The 15426-nt window shown below is 64.5% G+C and carries 22 protein-coding genes; all 22 read right to left on the reverse strand.

What is annotated here, in order from left to right; genetic code table 11:
• Positions 1 to 30 precede the first annotated feature (30 nt).
• Positions 31 to 786, reverse strand: a complete 756-nt coding sequence (tatC, locus tag J8847_RS01340) for a twin-arginine translocase subunit TatC (protein WP_211522892.1) — start codon at positions 784 to 786, stop codon at positions 31 to 33.
• Positions 786 to 1280: a Sec-independent protein translocase protein TatB gene (gene tatB / locus J8847_RS01345; protein WP_211522893.1), complete on the reverse strand. Its 495-nt coding sequence runs from the start codon at positions 1278 to 1280 to the stop codon at positions 786 to 788. Before tatB ends, tatC begins: the two co-directional genes overlap by 1 nt.
• A gap of 12 nt (positions 1281 to 1292) precedes the next feature.
• Positions 1293 to 1535: a Sec-independent protein translocase subunit TatA gene (gene tatA / locus J8847_RS01350; protein ID WP_211522894.1), complete on the reverse strand. Its 243-nt coding sequence runs from the start codon at positions 1533 to 1535 to the stop codon at positions 1293 to 1295.
• A gap of 104 nt (positions 1536 to 1639) precedes the next feature.
• Positions 1640 to 2014, reverse strand: coding sequence for a histidine triad nucleotide-binding protein (locus tag J8847_RS01355; protein WP_211522895.1), 375 nt, complete (start codon positions 2012 to 2014; stop codon positions 1640 to 1642).
• 121 nt (positions 2015 to 2135) lie between these two features.
• A complete protein-coding gene (locus tag J8847_RS01360; RefSeq protein WP_211522896.1) occupies positions 2136 to 2474 on the reverse strand; it encodes a phosphoribosyl-ATP diphosphatase in 339 nt (112 codons plus the stop codon).
• Positions 2471 to 2881, reverse strand: coding sequence for a phosphoribosyl-AMP cyclohydrolase (hisI, locus tag J8847_RS01365; protein ID WP_211522897.1), 411 nt, complete (start codon positions 2879 to 2881; stop codon positions 2471 to 2473). Before hisI ends, J8847_RS01360 begins: the two co-directional genes overlap by 4 nt.
• Before the next feature lie 2 nt (positions 2882 to 2883).
• Positions 2884 to 3645 carry an imidazole glycerol phosphate synthase subunit HisF gene (hisF, locus tag J8847_RS01370; RefSeq protein WP_211522898.1) on the reverse strand — a complete coding sequence of 254 codons (762 nt, stop codon included), beginning with the start codon at positions 3643 to 3645 and terminating at the stop codon, positions 2884 to 2886.
• A gap of 147 nt (positions 3646 to 3792) precedes the next feature.
• Positions 3793 to 4569, reverse strand: a complete 777-nt coding sequence (gene hisA, locus J8847_RS01375; RefSeq protein WP_211522899.1) for a 1-(5-phosphoribosyl)-5-[(5-phosphoribosylamino)methylideneamino]imidazole-4-carboxamide isomerase — start codon at positions 4567 to 4569, stop codon at positions 3793 to 3795.
• 43 nt (positions 4570 to 4612) lie between these two features.
• Complete coding sequence (hisH, locus tag J8847_RS01380) at positions 4613 to 5254, reverse strand: imidazole glycerol phosphate synthase subunit HisH (RefSeq protein WP_211522900.1); 642 nt, start codon at positions 5252 to 5254, stop codon at positions 4613 to 4615.
• Positions 5255 to 5258: 4 nt separating this feature from the next.
• Complete coding sequence (hisB, locus tag J8847_RS01385) at positions 5259 to 5849, reverse strand: imidazoleglycerol-phosphate dehydratase HisB (RefSeq protein WP_211522901.1); 591 nt, start codon at positions 5847 to 5849, stop codon at positions 5259 to 5261.
• A gap of 45 nt (positions 5850 to 5894) precedes the next feature.
• Positions 5895 to 6983 (reverse strand): histidinol-phosphate transaminase, encoded by a 1089-nt coding sequence (hisC, locus tag J8847_RS01390; protein ID WP_211522902.1) that lies wholly within the window; start codon positions 6981 to 6983, stop codon positions 5895 to 5897.
• Positions 6980 to 7807 carry a site-specific DNA-methyltransferase gene (locus tag J8847_RS01395; protein ID WP_211522903.1) on the reverse strand — a complete coding sequence of 276 codons (828 nt, stop codon included), beginning with the start codon at positions 7805 to 7807 and terminating at the stop codon, positions 6980 to 6982. The genes hisC and J8847_RS01395 overlap by 4 nt, the downstream gene beginning before the upstream one ends.
• The gene (gene hisD, locus J8847_RS01400; RefSeq protein ID WP_211522904.1) at positions 7804 to 9126 is read right to left on the reverse strand and encodes a histidinol dehydrogenase; all 1323 of its coding nucleotides are present in this window, start codon (positions 9124 to 9126) and stop codon (positions 7804 to 7806) included. The genes J8847_RS01395 and hisD overlap by 4 nt, the downstream gene beginning before the upstream one ends.
• Before the next feature lie 2 nt (positions 9127 to 9128).
• A complete protein-coding gene (hisG, locus tag J8847_RS01405) occupies positions 9129 to 9803 on the reverse strand; it encodes an ATP phosphoribosyltransferase (protein ID WP_211522905.1) in 675 nt (224 codons plus the stop codon).
• Positions 9804 to 9805: 2 nt separating this feature from the next.
• Positions 9806 to 11059 (reverse strand): UDP-N-acetylglucosamine 1-carboxyvinyltransferase, encoded by a 1254-nt coding sequence (gene murA, locus J8847_RS01410; protein ID WP_211522906.1) that lies wholly within the window; start codon positions 11057 to 11059, stop codon positions 9806 to 9808.
• A gap of 2 nt (positions 11060 to 11061) precedes the next feature.
• Positions 11062 to 11298: a BolA/IbaG family iron-sulfur metabolism protein gene (locus J8847_RS01415; protein WP_211522907.1), complete on the reverse strand. Its 237-nt coding sequence runs from the start codon at positions 11296 to 11298 to the stop codon at positions 11062 to 11064.
• A 24-nt stretch (positions 11299 to 11322) separates the two neighbouring features.
• The gene (locus tag J8847_RS01420; RefSeq protein ID WP_211522908.1) at positions 11323 to 12090 is read right to left on the reverse strand and encodes an ABC transporter permease; all 768 of its coding nucleotides are present in this window, start codon (positions 12088 to 12090) and stop codon (positions 11323 to 11325) included.
• Positions 12087 to 12998, reverse strand: a complete 912-nt coding sequence (locus J8847_RS01425; RefSeq protein WP_211522909.1) for an ABC transporter ATP-binding protein — start codon at positions 12996 to 12998, stop codon at positions 12087 to 12089. The genes J8847_RS01420 and J8847_RS01425 overlap by 4 nt, the downstream gene beginning before the upstream one ends.
• Positions 12999 to 13149: 151 nt before the next feature.
• Positions 13150 to 13407 carry a lipid asymmetry maintenance protein MlaB gene (locus tag J8847_RS01430; protein ID WP_229512452.1) on the reverse strand — a complete coding sequence of 86 codons (258 nt, stop codon included), beginning with the start codon at positions 13405 to 13407 and terminating at the stop codon, positions 13150 to 13152.
• A 17-nt stretch (positions 13408 to 13424) separates the two neighbouring features.
• Positions 13425 to 14072 carry a phospholipid-binding protein MlaC gene (locus J8847_RS01435; protein WP_211522911.1) on the reverse strand — a complete coding sequence of 216 codons (648 nt, stop codon included), beginning with the start codon at positions 14070 to 14072 and terminating at the stop codon, positions 13425 to 13427.
• A gap of 77 nt (positions 14073 to 14149) precedes the next feature.
• Positions 14150 to 14926 carry a VacJ family lipoprotein gene (locus J8847_RS01440; protein WP_211522912.1) on the reverse strand — a complete coding sequence of 259 codons (777 nt, stop codon included), beginning with the start codon at positions 14924 to 14926 and terminating at the stop codon, positions 14150 to 14152.
• Positions 14923 to 15396 (reverse strand): outer membrane lipid asymmetry maintenance protein MlaD, encoded by a 474-nt coding sequence (mlaD, locus tag J8847_RS01445; protein WP_211522913.1) that lies wholly within the window; start codon positions 15394 to 15396, stop codon positions 14923 to 14925. Before mlaD ends, J8847_RS01440 begins: the two co-directional genes overlap by 4 nt.
• Positions 15397 to 15426: the final 30 nt, after the last annotated feature.

Here is a 15426-nt window from a genome sequence, read left to right on the forward strand (position 1 = left end):
GGGATGACGTTGATATGCTTTGAGGTAGGTTTAGGCCGTCTCTTCCGGCGCCCGCGTCGCCCTGACAAACACCGGCGCCAGCAGCAGCCCCAGTTCGTAGAGCAAACACATCGGAATCGCCAGCGCCAGCTGGCTGACCACGTCCGGCGGCGTCACGATGGCGGCGATCACGAACGCGCCCACGATCACGTAGGAGCGGATTTCGCGCAGCTTCTGCAGGCTGACCATGTTCATGCGCACCAGGATCACCACCACCACCGGCACCTCGAAGGTGACCCCGAAAGCCAGGCACATCGACATCACGAAGTCCAGGTAGTTCTCGATGTCCGGCGTCACCGCGATCGACTGCGGCGCGAACTCGCCGATGAAGTGGAACACGCGGCCGAACACGAAGAAGTAGCAGAACGCCACGCCGGCGATGAACAGCAGCGAGGACGAGATCACCAGCGGCAGCACCAGGCGCTTTTCGTGGGCATACAGGCCGGGCGCGATGAACGCCCAGGCCTGGTAGAACACCCAGGGCAGCGACAGGATGAAGGCCAGCAGCAGGGTGACCTTCATCGGCACCAGGAAGGGCGAAATCACGCCAGTGGCGATCATCTTCGATCCCACCGGCAGCGAAGCGATCATCGGGGCGGCGAGGAGGTCGTAGATCTGCGAAGGACCCGGCCACAGCATCAGCGCCGCGCACACGAGCGCAATCCCGATCGACGCCTTGACCAGGCGGTCACGCAGCTCGACCAGGTGGGAGATGAAGGTTTCTTCGCCGGCGGCTTGCTCAGTCATCAGAAGAAGGAAGTATTGGATTTGGCGCCAGGGCGGAACTTGCGCACCCGTGCGGCGCCCGACATCACATGGCGCTTGGTGCCATGGCGGTTCTTGTACCAGGCCGGCACGCTGGAGGTGCGCACCAGCTTCTTGCGGCGGAAGTCGCGCGCCTTGCGCTCGATGTCCTGCGGCGTGGCCGGCACGTTGATGCCGCTGTCATGGGCCGCGCGTCCGTCCCACAGCGCCTCGACCTCGTCGACGTGGCTGTGGACCGTGTGCTCGACCTCGTCCTTGAACGATTGCGCGCTCTCCTGCACTTCCTTGTGCAGGTTGCGCAGTTCGTCCAGCTCGATCTCGCGGCTGACTTCGGACTTCACGTCGTGCAGGTAGCGCTGGGCGCGCCCGTACAGGGTGCCGGCCATGCGCGCCACCTTCGGCAGCTTTTCAGGGCCGATCACGATCAGCGCGACAACGCCGATGATCGCGAGTTTGGACAGTCCGAGATCGATCATGGGACCCGCGGATTACGAACGGGTCTTGTCGCGGGCTTCCACGTCGATGGTCGTCTTGTCGGCGACCTGCTGCGGCGGGGTCGTGGAGGCGGTGGTAGAGCCGTTGGCCTTCTCTTCCTCGCCCTTCACGCCGTCCTTGAAGCCCTTCACTGCTTTGCCGAGATCGGAACCGATATTGCCGATCTTCTTGGTGCCGAAAATCAGCATCACGACGACCAGGACAATCACCCAGTGCCAAATACTCATCGAACCCATGTTTGTCTCCTTGCAAGGCGCCGGGCGCCTGTAAATCGGAAATGCGTATGTTTCAGTATACGCGATGTGGGGACACTTGCCCCCATATAAAGCTTAGGCTGGACTTAGGTGCCCAGACCGCGCCATGGACGCTTGCCGCCGTACACATGCAGGTGCAGGTGATACACCTCTTGCCCGCCGTCCGGCCCGCTGTTGATCAGGGTCTTGAAGCCGCCGCTGCGTCCGCCGTTGCCGTCGGATTTCACCGCGACACCATGCTCCTCGGCAAGCTTCGGCGCCAGCGCCAGCATCTTGCCCAGTACGGCGGCGTGCTCGTTCGTGCAGTCGGACAAGGTGTCCACGTGCTGCTTCGGAATCACCAGCAGGTGCACCGGAGCGGCCGGGTTGATATCCTTGAACGCGAGCACATCGTCATCTTCATAGACGACGGCAGCCGGGATCTGCTTGGCGACGATCTTGCAAAAAATGCAGTTGTCCATCTTCTCTCCAGATGATTACAGTGCTTTCCGTTTGGAAAACCTAGCTATCCTACCAGCGCCGCATGACATTGGGATGACGATTATGACACCGGATGCCAGCGCCGCAAGGGTAAGTAGGCGCTTACTCTTTGCGCGCGGCCTTTTCGTCGAGACCGGACAAGCCTTCGCGGCGCGCCAGTTCGTCGAGCACCTGCTGCGGCGTCAGCTTGAACTGGGCCAGCAGCACCATCGAGTGGAACCACAGGTCGGCGCACTCGTACAGGACCTTGGAAGTGTCGCCCGAGACGCGCGCGTCCTTGGCGGCCATCACGGTCTCGGTGGCTTCTTCGCCGATCTTCTTGAGAATGGCGTCGTCGCCCTTGGCGAACAGCTTGGCCACATAGGATTTGTCGGGGTCGCCGCCGTTTTCCAGCTTGCGCGATTCGATCACGGCCGCGACACGGGCCAGGGTAACGCTCATGAGGGTTTCTTATCCGCGGAATAAATGGTGTCGGGGTCCTTCAGCACCGGCTCGGCCGTCTGCCAGTCGGCCCCGTCGAATTTCTGGAAGAAGCAGGAGTGGCGCCCCGTGTGGCAGGCGATGCCCCCTAGCTGCTCGATCTTGAGCAGCACCACGTCCTCGTCGCAGTCGAGGCGCATTTCCAGCACTTTCTGAATGTGGCCGGACTCTTCGCCCTTGTGCCACAGCTTCTTGCGCGAGCGGCTCCAGTAGACGGCTTCGCCCAGCTCGGCGGTCCTGGCCAGCGCTTCGCGGTTCATCCAGGCGAACATCAGGATGTCGCCGGTGGCCGCTTCCTGGGCGATCACCGGCACCAGACCGTGCTCGTCCCATCGCACCTTGTTCAGCCATTTGGCATTGGTCGGCATGTTCACTCCAGGCGCATGGGGATGCCACGCTCGGCCATGAAGCGCTTGGCTTCGCCGACCGTGTGCTGCCCGTAGTGGAAGATGCTGGCCGCCAGCACCGCGTCGGCGTGGCCTTCCAGGACGCCGTCGGCCAGGTCCTGCAGGCCGCCCACGCCGCCCGAGGCGATCACGGGGATGCCGACCGCGTCCGAGACGGCGCGCGTCAGGCCGAGGTCGAAGCCGACCTTGGTGCCGTCGCGGTCCATGGAAGTGAGCAGCAGTTCGCCGGCGCCCAGGCTTTCCATCTTGCGCGCCCATTCGACGGCGTCGAGGCCGGTGGCGTTGCGGCCGCCGTGGGTGAAGACTTCCCACTTGCCGGGCGCGACCTGCTTGGCGTCGATCGCGACCACGATGCACTGGGAACCGTGCTTTTGCGAGGCGTCGAACACCAGCTGCGGGTTGGTGACGGCCGAGGTGTTCATGCTGACCTTGTCGGCGCCGGCATTGAGCAGGCGGCGCACGTCCTCGACCTTGCGCACGCCGCCACCGACGGTGAGCGGAATGAAGACGGTCGAGGCCACGGCTTCGATGATCGGCAGGATCAGGTCGCGGCCGTCGCTCGAGGCGGTGATGTCGAGGAAGGTGATTTCGTCGGCGCCCTGCCCGTCGTAGCGGCGGGCGATCTCGACCGGGTCGCCGGCATCGCGCAGCTCGGTGAAGTTGACGCCCTTGACCACACGGCCGCCGGTGACGTCGAGGCAGGGGATGATGCGTTTTGCGAGCATAAAATTTTTTGCGTTAGCGCTTGTTCGTCGTTCCCGCGAAGGCGGGAACCCAAGTTCTGCCAGCGTTTCGGCTGCTCATGCAAGCTTGGATTCCCGCCTTCGCGGGAATGACGGTGTATTTGAACCGGTGACTATCGGCCCTGGGGATTAAGCGTCCGCACCCTCGGTCAGTTCATCGGCACGCACCTGCGCCGAGGTCAGGTCCAGCGTGCCTTCATAGATCGAACGGCCGCAGATCACGCCTTCGATGCCTTCGTCCTGCACCGCGCACAGCGCTTCCACGTCGGACAGGTTGTGCACGCCGCCCGAAGCGATGATCGGGATGCGCACGGCTTGCGCCAGCTTGACGGTGGCTTCGATGTTCACGCCCGCCATCATGCCGTCGCGGCCGATGTCGGTGTAGACGATCGATTCCACGCCGTAGCCTTCGAACTTCTTGGCCAGGTCGATGACCTCGTGGCCCGACATCTTGCTCCAGCCGTCGGTCGCGACCTTGCCGTCCTTGGCGTCCAGGCCGACGATGATGCTGCCAGGGAAGGCGCCGCAGGCGTCGTGCAGGAAGCCCGGGTTCTTCACGGCGGCAGTGCCGACGATGATGTAGCTGATGCCGTCGTCCAGGTAGCGCTCGATGGTGTCGAGGTCGCGGATGCCGCCGCCCAGCTGGACCGGAATTTCTTCCAGTTCATTCTGTTCGGCGTACTCCTGCACGACCTGCAGGATCGATTTGATCGCTTCTTCGTTCTTGGGCTTGCCCGCGAAGGCGCCGTTCAGGTCCACCAGGTGCAGCCGGCGCGCGCCCTTCTTGAGCCAATGCAGCGCCATCTCGGCGGGATCTTCGGAAAACACGGTGGCGAGGTCCATATCGCCTTGTTTCAGGCGAACGCAGTGACCGTCTTTCAGGTCGATGGCGGGGATCAGCAGCATGATGGTGGTCGGTTGGTTGACGGTTGGGAGCGAACGCGGGCGTTCACGGTTTCCAGTGGATGAAATTACGGTACAGGCGCAGCCCTGCGGCGGCGCTCTTCTCGGGGTGGAACTGGGTGGCGACGAGGTTGTCGCGCGCCACCGCGCAGCAATACGGCGCGCCGTAGTCGGCTTCGCCTATCGTGTCGGACGGGTTGTCCGGCACCGCGTAATAGCTGTGCACGAAATAGAAATAGCTGTTGTCGGCGACGCCTTCCCACAGCGCGTGGGCGCGCGACTGGCGTACGCGGTTCCAGCCCATCTGAGGCACCTTGAAGCGCGAGCCATCAAGCTGCAGCTTGCCGTCGAGCTGGAAGCGCACCACCTTGCCGGGCAGCAGGCCCAGGCCGGGGGTGCCGTCGTTTTCTTCGCTGGCATCGAACAGCATCTGCTCGCCCACGCACACGCCCATCACGGGTTTGTTCCGGACGGCGCGCAGCAGGGCTTCCTCGGCGCCGGATTCGCGCAGGCTGGTCATGCAGTCGCGCATCGCGCCCTGGCCGGGCAGGACGATGCGGTCGGCCGCGTCGATGTCGCCGGCATTGTTCGAGACCAGCACATCGGCTTCGGGCGCGGCCGCGCGCAGGGCCTGCGCCACAGAGCGCAGGTTGCCGAGGCCGTCCACCACAACAATCTTGTTCGTCATGGCGTCAGAGGCTGCCTTTGGTCGAAGGGATGATGCCGGCGGCGCGCTCGTCCAGCTCGGTGGCCATGCGCAGGGCGCGGCCGAAAGCCTTGAACACGGTTTCGCACTGGTGGTGCGCATTCACGCCGCGCAGGTTGTCGATGTGCAGGGTCACGCCCGCATGGTTGACGAAGCCGCGGAAGAACTCGCCGGTCAGGTCGACGTCGAAGGTGCCGATCATGGCGCGCGTGAAGGGAATGTGCATTTCCAGGCCAGGGCGGCCGGAGAAATCGATGACCACGCGCGACAGCGCCTCGTCCAGCGGCACGTAGGAATGGCCGTAGCGGCGGATGCCTTTCTTGTCGCCGACGGCCTTGGCCACCGCCATGCCGAGCGTGATACCGGTGTCCTCGACGGTGTGGTGCGCATCGATGTGCAGGTCGCCGACGGCTTCGACTTCCAGGTCGATCATGCCGTGGCGCGCGATCTGGTCCAGCATATGGTCGAGGAAGGGGACGCCGGTATTGAGTTTCTGGCGGCCGGTGCCGTCGAGGTTGATCGCGACGCGGATCTGCGTCTCGTTGGTGTTGCGCGTGATTTCGGCGGTGCGGGTCATTGCAGGGTGCTCGTCAGTCGGCCTCCCCCATCGGGGAGAGACCGGTTACAGGGACGCTTTCAGGGCAGTCAGGAATTGGGTGTTTTCTTCCGGGGTGCTCACCGTGACGCGGATGCAGTTCGTCAGCAGCTTATGCATTTTACTCAAATTTTTGATCAAGACCTTCTCGCCATGGAGATGCGCGCAGACGGCATCGGCGTCCGGCACCCGCAGCGAGATGAAATTCGCGGCCGACGGGAAGACTTCGACACCCGGCAAGGCCGCCAGTTCGGCGGCCAGGCGGCTGCGCTCGGCGTTGATCTGCTCGGCCTGGCGGTCGAGCACGTCGAGGTGGTCGAGCGCGAACTCGGCCGCCACCTGGGTCAGCACGTTCACGTTGTAGGGCGGACGGACTTTTTCGAACTGTTCCAGCAGCGCGGCGTGGCCCGACAGGTAGCCCAGGCGGATGCCGGCCAGGCCCAGCTTGGACAGGGTGCGCATCACGACCAGGTTGTCGAATTCCGGCAGGCGGCCCATGAAGCTCTTGTGGGCGAAGGGCTGGTAAGCCTCGTCGACCACGGCGATACCGGTGTCGCCCAGGGCGCGGATCACCGCTTCCATGTCGGCGGCGTCGAACAGGTTGCCGGTGGGATTGTTCGGGTAGGCCAGGAAGACCAGCGAGGGCTTGTGCTGCTCGATGGCGGCCAGCATCGCTTCGCGGTCGAGCGAGAAATCTTCCTTGACCGGCACGCCGACGAAATCGGCGCCGGCGAACTGGGCCGAGCGCGAGAACATCACGAAGGCCGGGACCGGCGCCATGACCACGGCGCGCTGGTCTTGTTTTGCGACGGCGGTCGCCATGATGGCGATCAGCTCGTCCGAACCGTTGCCCAGAAGCACGTCATAGCCGGCAGGCACGCCCAGCTTGGCGCAGATCTTGTTCTTGACGGTGCGGTAGGACGGCACCGGATAGCGGTTCAGGGCCGCGTCGGCCAGGCGCGCGCCCAGTTCGCGGCGGAGTTCTTCCGGCAGCTCGTAGGGATTCTCCATCGCATCTAGCTTGATGTAGCCGCTGGCGTCCGGCACATGGTAGCTGCCGATCGCACGCACGTCGGCACGGATGGTGTTGTCGATCAGCTTGTCGATGGCGCTCATGGATTTCCTTCAGAGGTAATGGCGATAGCCCCTTTGGCCGCCGCCTTGCGTTTCTTTGCAGCCAGCGGAACTTCCGGCGCGGCAAGGCGCGCCTGGATGATCTCGCAATAGGCCGGGTTCAGCTCGAAGCCGGTGAACTGCCGGCCCAGGCGCTTGGCCGCGATGGCCGTGGTGCCGCTGCCCATGAAGGGATCGAGCACCACGCCGCCCGGCGGGCAGGAGGCCTTGACCATGCGCTCGATGATCTCGAGCGGCTTCTGGGTCGGGTGGTCGGCGCGCTCCGGATGCTCGCGGTGCAGGCGCGACACGCTCCATACGTCCTTCGGGTTGTAACCCACTTCGAGCCACTTGGCGCCGACGAAGATCGAGCGCGAGCGGGCCTTCTTGGTCTCGGCGTCGTAGGGAATACGCACCGCGTCCAGGTCGAAGTAGTAGTCCTTGCGGTTGACGAAGAAGCCGATGGTGTCGTGCACCGAGCTGAAGCTGCGCACGCTGCCGCCCATCGAGGGCACGCGGCGGTCCCAGATGATCTCGTTCATCATCGTCATGCGCTTTTTGAGCATGACAAAGATCTCGGGTGCGAAGCGCCAGGTCAGGAAGATGTACAGGCTGCCGTTGGCCTTCAGCTTGGGCAGCACGGCGGCTATCCACTGCTCGGTCCAGGCCAGGTAGGCTTCGACGCTCTGCTGGTCGGACGCGTTGCCGTAGTCCTTGCCGAGGTTGTAGGGCGGGTCGGTCAGGATCAGGTCGATGGATGCATCCGGGATGCGCGCGATTCCTTCGAGCGCATCCTCGCAGAAGACCTGGTTGACCCAGTCCGTCATGACGTTTTGATACGCAGTTCGGCACTACGGGCGTGGGCCTGCAGGCCTTCGCCATAGGCCAGTTCAGCCGCCACCTTGCCCAGGGTTTGCGCGCCCTGCTCGCTCACCTGGATGATGGACGAGCGCTTCTGGAAGTCGTACACGCCCAGCGGCGAGGAAAAGCGCGCCGTGCGCGAGGTCGGCAGCACGTGGTTCGGGCCGCAGCAGTAGTCGCCCAGCGATTCGGACGAGAAGCGGCCCAGGAACATGGCGCCCGCGTGGCGGATCTTATCTGCCCACTGCATCGGCTCCGCGGCCGAGATTTCCAGGTGTTCGGCGGCGATCGCGTTGGCGATTTCGCACGCCTCATCCATGTCGCGCACCTTGATCAGCGCGCCGCGGTCGGTCAACGAAGTGGTGATGGTTTCGGCGCGTGGCATGGCCGGCAGCAGCTTGTGGATGCTGGCTTCGACTTGCGCGATGTAGCCGGCGTCCGGGCACAGCAGGATGGCTTGCGCCAGCTCGTCGTGCTCGGCCTGCGAGAACAGGTCCATCGCCACCCAGTCCGGGTCGGTGGTGCCGTCGCACAGCACCAGGATCTCGGACGGGCCGGCGATCATGTCGATGCCCACGGTGCCGAACACGCGGCGCTTGGCCGAAGCCACGAAGGCATTGCCCGGGCCGACGATCTTGTCCACGGCCGGGATGGTCTCGGTGCCATAGGCCAGCGCGCCGACCGCCTGGGCGCCGCCGATGGTGATCACGCGGGTCACGCCGGCAATCGCCGCGGCGGCCAGCACCATGCGGTTCTTCACGCCGTCCGGGGTCGGGACCACCATGACGATTTCCTTGACGCCGGCCACCTGGGCCGGAATCGCGTTCATCAGCACCGAGGAAGGATAGGCTGCCTTGCCGCCCGGGACATAGATGCCGACGCGGTCCAGCGGGGTCACGCGCTGGCCCAGGACGGTGCCGTCAGGCTCGGTGAATGTAAAACCGTTCAGTTCCTGCTTCTGGCGCTCGTGGAACACGCGGATGCGTTCGGCGGCGGTACGCAGCGCGGCGCGCTGGGCTTCCGGCAGCGAGTCCAGGGCCTCAATGAGTTCGGCCTGCTTGATGTCGAAGGCGTCCATCGAGGATGCCCCGCCGTTCGGGATGCGGTCGAACTTGTTGGTGTACTCCAGCACGGCGGCATTGCCGCGCTTTTTGACGTCCGCAAGGATCTTCGCGACCGCCGTTTCGATGGCGTCGTCGGTCTCCGCCTCGAATGCCAGTAGCGCATCCAGGGTGGGTTTGAAATCGGGAGCGGTGGAGTCGAGCTTGCGGATCTGTACTGCCATGTTCAGCCTACTTGTTGGGACGCGCGTTGGAAGGCGTCGAGGATCGGTTGCAGGCGCTCGCGCTTGAGCTTGAGCGCGGCCTGGTTGACCACCAGGCGCGAGGAGATGTCCATGATCTTTTCGACTTCGACCAGGTTATTGGCGCGCAGGGTGCCGCCGGTCGAGACCACGTCGACGATGGCGTCCGACAGGCCGACAAGCGGCGCCAGTTCCATCGAGCCGTACAGCTTGATCAGGTCGACGTGCACGCCCTTGGCGGCGAAGTGCTCGCGCGCGGTGTTGACGAACTTGGTCGCCACGCGCAGGCGCGCACCCTGGCGCACGGCGGTGTCGTAGTCGAAGCCGGCGTTCACCGCGACCGACATGCGGCACTTGGCGATCTGCAGGTCGATCGGCTGGTACAGGCCTTCGCCGCCATGCTCGAGCAGCACGTCCTTGCCGGCCACGCCGAAGTCGGCGGCGCCATGCTGGACATAGGTCGGCACGTCGCTGGCGCGCACGATCAGCACGCGCACGCCGGGATCGTTGGTCGGCAGGATCAGCTTGCGCGAGGTCTCGGGGTTTTCCAGCACCTCGATGCCTGCCGCCGCAAGCAGCGGCAGGGTGTCTTCGAAGATGCGGCCCTTGGACAGCGCCAGGATCAGGCCGGAACTCGTGTTTTGGCTATTCGGATTCATGCTTACTTGATGCGGACGATGTCGGCGCCCACGGCCGACAGCTTCACTTCCATGCGGTCGTAGCCGCGGTCCAGGTGGTAGATGCGGTCCACCAGGGTCGTGCCTTCGGCCGCCATGCCGGCGATCACCAGCGAGGCCGAGGCGCGCAGGTCGGTCGCCATCACCGGCGCGCCGACCAGGCGGTCCACGCCCTTGATGAAGGCGGTGTTGCCTTCGGTGTGGATCGAGGCGCCCAGGCGGTTCATTTCCTGCACGTGCATGAAGCGGTTTTCGAAAATGGTCTCGGTCACGCGGCTCGGGCCCGAGGCGATCGTGTTCACGGCCATGAACTGGGCCTGCATGTCGGTCGGGAAGCCCGGGTACTCGGTGGTGCGGAAGGACACCGGGTTCGGACGGCCGTCCATGCGCGCACGGATAGTATTGCCGGACACGGCGAGCTGCAGGCCCATCTCGCGCAGCTTGTCGAGGGCCACGTCGAAGATGTCGGTGCGGGTATTGGTCAGCAGGATGTCGCCGCCGGTGGCCGCGACCGCGCACAGGAAGGTGGCGGCTTCGATGCGGTCCGAAATCACCGCGTGCTCGGCGCCGTGCAGCTCCTGCACGCCCTGGATCACCAGGCGGTCGGTGCCGATGCCTTCGATCTTCGCGCCCATGGCCACCAGCAGGTTGGCCAGGTCGGTCACTTCCGGCTCGCGCGCGGCGTTTTCCAGCACGGTCTCGCCCTGGGCCAGGGTGGCGGCCATCAGCAGGTTCTCGGTGCCGGTGACGGTGATCATGTCGGTGTGGATGCGCGCGCCCTGCAGCTTGTTGGGCGCCTTGGCATAGATGTAGCCGCCTTCGATGGTGATCTCGGCGCCCATCTGGCGCAGGCCCTTGATATGCTGATCCACCGGGCGCGAGCCGATGGCGCAGCCGCCCGGCAGCGAGACCTTGGCTTCACCGAAGCGCGCCAGCAGCGGGCCGAGCACCAGGATCGAGGCGCGCATGGTCTTGACCAGCTCGTAGGGCGCTTCCAGCGAGGTGATATTGGCGCCGTTCAGGGTGACGTTTTCGTCGTCCTGGTCGACCTTGAGGCCGGTCTGCTCGAGCAGGCGCAGCATGGTGCGTACGTCGTGCAGGCGCGGCACGTTCGACAGGCGCACGTCGCCCGCGGTCAGCAGGCCGGCGCACAGGATGGGCAGCGCCGCGTTCTTGGCGCCGGACACAGGGATTTCACCGTTCAGGCGCTTGCCGCCGACGATCTGGAGCTTGTCCATGCTTAGCCTCCGAATTCTTCAGGGGTCAGGGTTTTCATCGACAGCGCGTGGATTTCCTCGCGCATGCGGTCGCCGAGCGCGGCGTACACCAGCTGGTGGCGCTGGATCGGGCGCTTGCCGGCGAAGGCCGGCGACACGATCACGGCCGTGAAATGGCGGCCGTCGCCTTCCACCTGCAAATGGGTGCATTCGAGGCCGGCGCTGATGTAGCTGTGGATCAGTTCTGGTGTGGTTTCCACGACAACTCCTGGGTAGATTCTTTGTTAGTGGCGCAGCTTGTAGCCGCGCTTGAGCATGTTGATTGCAATTGCCGCCAGCACCGCGAAGAACACGGCGACGATGGCCAGGCTGGTCCAGGGCGAGACATCGGACTTGCCGAAGAAACCGTAGCGGAACCCGTCAATCATATAAAAGAACGGGTTGAAATGCGAGACGGCGAGCCAGAAGGGCGGCAGTTTCTGGATCGAATAGAAGACGCCGGCCAGGAAGGTGGCGGGCATGATCAGGAAGTTCTGGAAGGCGGCCAGCTGGTCGAATTTCTCGGCCCAGATGCCGGCGATCACGCCCATGGTGCCGAGGATGGCCGCGCCCAGGAAGGCGAAGGCGACGATCCACAGCGGCGCCACGAAGCTCAGGTGGGCGAACCAGGCCGTGACCAGGAACACGCCGGCCCCGACCACGATCCCGCGCAGCACCGAGGCCAGCACATAGGCCGACAGGATCTCGGCATGCGACAGCGGCGGCAGCAGGATGAAGACCAGGTTGCCGGTGATCTTGGACTGGATCAGCGAGGAAGACGAGTTGGCGAAGGCGTTCTGCAGCACGCTCATCATCACCAGGCCCGGAATCAGGAAGGCAGTGTACGACACGCCTTCGAGCATCTCGACGCGGCCGTCGAGCACGTGGCCGAAGATCAGCAGGTAGAGCATGGCGGTGACGATCGGCGCGGCCACGGTCTGGGTCGCGACTTTCCAGAAGCGCAGCGACTCCTTGTAGAACAGGGTGCGGAAGCCCACGGAGAACAGGTTCATTGCTTGCCCTCCTCCATGATCTGGATGAAGATGTCTTCCAGGTCGGCCTGCTCCAGCTGCATCTCGTCGATGACGGCGCCGGATTCGCGCAGGCGCGCCAGGATAGTCTCGACCTCGGAATAGTCGTTCACCCGCAGGGTGTACTTGTTGCCGTTGTTATGTTCGTCGTGCGAGACCAGGTGGCGCAGGCCGTCCGGCAGGTCGCCGCTCTTCAGGTGCACCACCAGCTGCGAGCCCGACACGCGGCGCAGCAGGTTCGGCATGGTGTCCAGCGCCACCACCTGGCCCAGCTTGAGCATGGCCACGCGCTGGCACATGGCCTGGGCTTCTTCCAGGTAGTGGGTGGTCAGGACCACGGTGTGGCCCTCGCGGTTCAGGCGCGAGATGAACTTCCACAGGGTCTGGCGCAGCTCCACGTCGACGCCGGCGGTGGGTTCGTCGAGCACGATCACGGGCGGCTTGTGCACCAGGGCCTGGGCCACCAGCACGCGCCTCTTCATGCCGCCGGACAGGGCGCGCATGTTGACGTCGGCCTTGTTGGTCAGGTCGAGGTTGTGCATCACCTCGTCGATCCAGGCGTCGTTGTTCTTGATGCCGAAGTAGCCGGACTGCAGGCGCAGGGTCTCGCGCACCGTGAAGAAGGGATCGAACACCAGCTCCTGCGGCACCACGCCCAGGCGGATGCGCGCTTCGCGGAAGTCGCTCACCACGTCGTGGCCGTGCACGCGCACGCTGCCCGCGTCGGGGCGGATCAGGCCTGCGATGGTGGAAATCAGGGTGGTCTTGCCGGCGCCGTTGGGGCCGAGGAGGCCGAAGAATTCGCCTTCCTCGATGGTCAGGGAAACGCCCTTGAGGGCCTTGAAGCCCTTGTAGCTTTTCTCGACGTTGCTGATCTGGATCGCTGTCATTCTTGTTGGGGAGGCGCGGACGCGCGGGACGGTGCGGTGAAACAGCCCATTATAGGGGAATTCGCAATGTCAAGAGCGACAGGGGATTTTCGGGACGCGCCGAAGCAGTGCCGGCGGAAGAAAAGAAGGCGGCGGGCGAACCCGCCGCGCATCATTGCTGCGGCAGCAGCGAGTCGACCCCGTACAGGGCCGCGAGCTTGCGGACGTTGTCCGGCATGTTGATGAAGCGCAGGCGCTGGCCCGCCGCCTGTGCGCGGCGCTGCCAGGCCAGCAGCATCGCCACGCCCGAGGAGTCGGCCGCCTGGATGCCCGCCAGATCGAACACGGTCTCGCCGGCCTTGATCGCGAGCGCACCCTGTTCGAGTGCCGCCCGGGCGCTCTGGAAGGTCAGTGCATCGAGCGAAAGCATCGCATTGGCCTCGGCCATTACTTCGGCGCCTTCAGCGGCTTGTTGGCCAGCTGCGCATTGCGTTCGGCCAGGGTCTTGATCAGGCCATCGATGCCGCCCTTGTTGATCTGGCTGGTGAAGGTGCCCTTGTAGGTCTCGACCAGCCAGGCGCCCATCACGTTCAGGTCATAGATCTTCCAGCCCTGCGGGCCCTTGGCGACGCGGTAGTTCAGGGTGACCGGCTCGCCGCGCGAGACGTTCACCTGCGAACGCACTTCGACGTCGGTGGCGCCCGGTTCGGCGCGCAGCGGCTTGAACTCGACGGTCTGGTTGTCGACCTGCGACAGCGCGCCGGCATAGGTGTACACCAGCAGGGTGCGGAACTCGTCCGACAGGCGCTTCTGCTGCTCCGGGGTGGCCTGGCGCCAGAAGCGGCCGGCCGCCTGCTGGGTCATCTTTTCGGAATCGACGTAGGGCAGGATCTTGGTGTTCACCAGGCCCATGATCTTGTTGCGGTTGCCGGCCTGGATCTCCTTGTCGGCCTTGACGGCGTCGAGGATCTCGGTGGAGATGCGCTTGACGAAGACGTCCGGCGCTTCTGCGGTGGCGGCCGGCGCGGCGATGGCGGCGGTGGCGAAGGCGACGCTGGCGGTCGCGGTGGCGATCAACTGGATGATAGGCTTCATGTAGGGCTTTTCCTTTCGTTGGCAGCCGCGCAACCGGCCCGGTGGGACGGTTCGCGGCACTGACCGGTTAACTCTTCTTACTGCTTTTCGGATGACACCGGTTGCGGAACGACTTGCGAATTGGCGTCCGCATCCTTGTCTTCCGCCGCTTGCGGCGGATTGCCGTCGTAGACCTGGCTCTGGCGGCGCTGCATGTAGCCGTCGCGGATGAAGTCATAGCGATCCAGGGCGGCGTCTTCCAGCAGGCTGGTGGCGTCCAGCAGGGTGGCGCGCTTGTCGACCACGCGCACGGCGTTGCCGATGTTGCGCCAGTTGTCAGGCTGCTTGTATTTCCAGATGTCGGCGCCGATGTCGGCCGGCAAGGCCGCGGTGTCACGTACCGTAGATGGGCCCAACAATGGCAACATCAAGTAGGGGCCGCTTGGAACGCCCCAGACGCCCAGGGTCTGGCCGAAATCTTCGTTGTGCTTCGGAATGCCCGCTTCCGAAGCGATGTCGAGCACGCCGAGCAGCCCGAAGGTCGAGTTGAAGGCGAAACGGGTCAAATCGCCCATGCCGGCCTGGCCTTTGCCTTGCAGCAGGTTATTGACGCCGCTCCAGGCATCCGACAAGTTGCCGAAGAAATTGTTCACGCCGGTCTGGACGGGACCCGGGGTGTAATCCTTGTAGACGGTGGCGGTCGGCTTGAGCACGGTGCGGTCGACCGCATCGTTCAAGCTGAACACGGCACGGTTGTAGCCTTCGAGCGGATCCTGTGGATTGGTCGCGGTCGAGGCGCAGCCGGTGAGCGCGAGCATCGCCGCGACGGCGGCGAGCGCGGAGGCGCGGCGGGCGGTACGGGAAACGTGGGTCATTCGCTACCTTCCTTTCCTTCAGCGGCCTTGCTATAGATGAATTGGTTGATCAGGTCTTCCAGCACCGCAGCCGACTGGGTACGGTTGATGCGGTCGCCGTCGACCAGGTTCTGGGTGTCGCCACCCGGTTCGATGCCGATGTACTGCTCGCCGAGCAGGCCAGCGGTCAAGATCTTCAGCGAACTATCTTTAGGGAATTTATACGAGGGCTCGAGATCGAGGCGCACCAAGGCCTGGTAGGTCTTGTCGTCGAAGCTGATCTCGCCCACGCGGCCGACCACCACGCCCGCGCTCTTGACCGGCGCCTGCGGCTTGAGACCGCCGATGTTGTCGAACTTGCCAGTCACGGCATAGGTCTTGCCAAACGAAATGGTGCTCATGTTGCCGGCTTTCAGGGCCAGGAACAGCAGCGATGCCAGGCCCAGCAGGACGAACAGGCCGACCCAAACGTCGATAGTTTTGCGATGCATGTGAATACCTTACGGAACTTAGTTAATTCT

Source organism: Massilia sp. AB1, assembly GCF_018119385.1.
Lineage (GTDB): Bacteria > Pseudomonadota > Gammaproteobacteria > Burkholderiales > Burkholderiaceae_D > Telluria.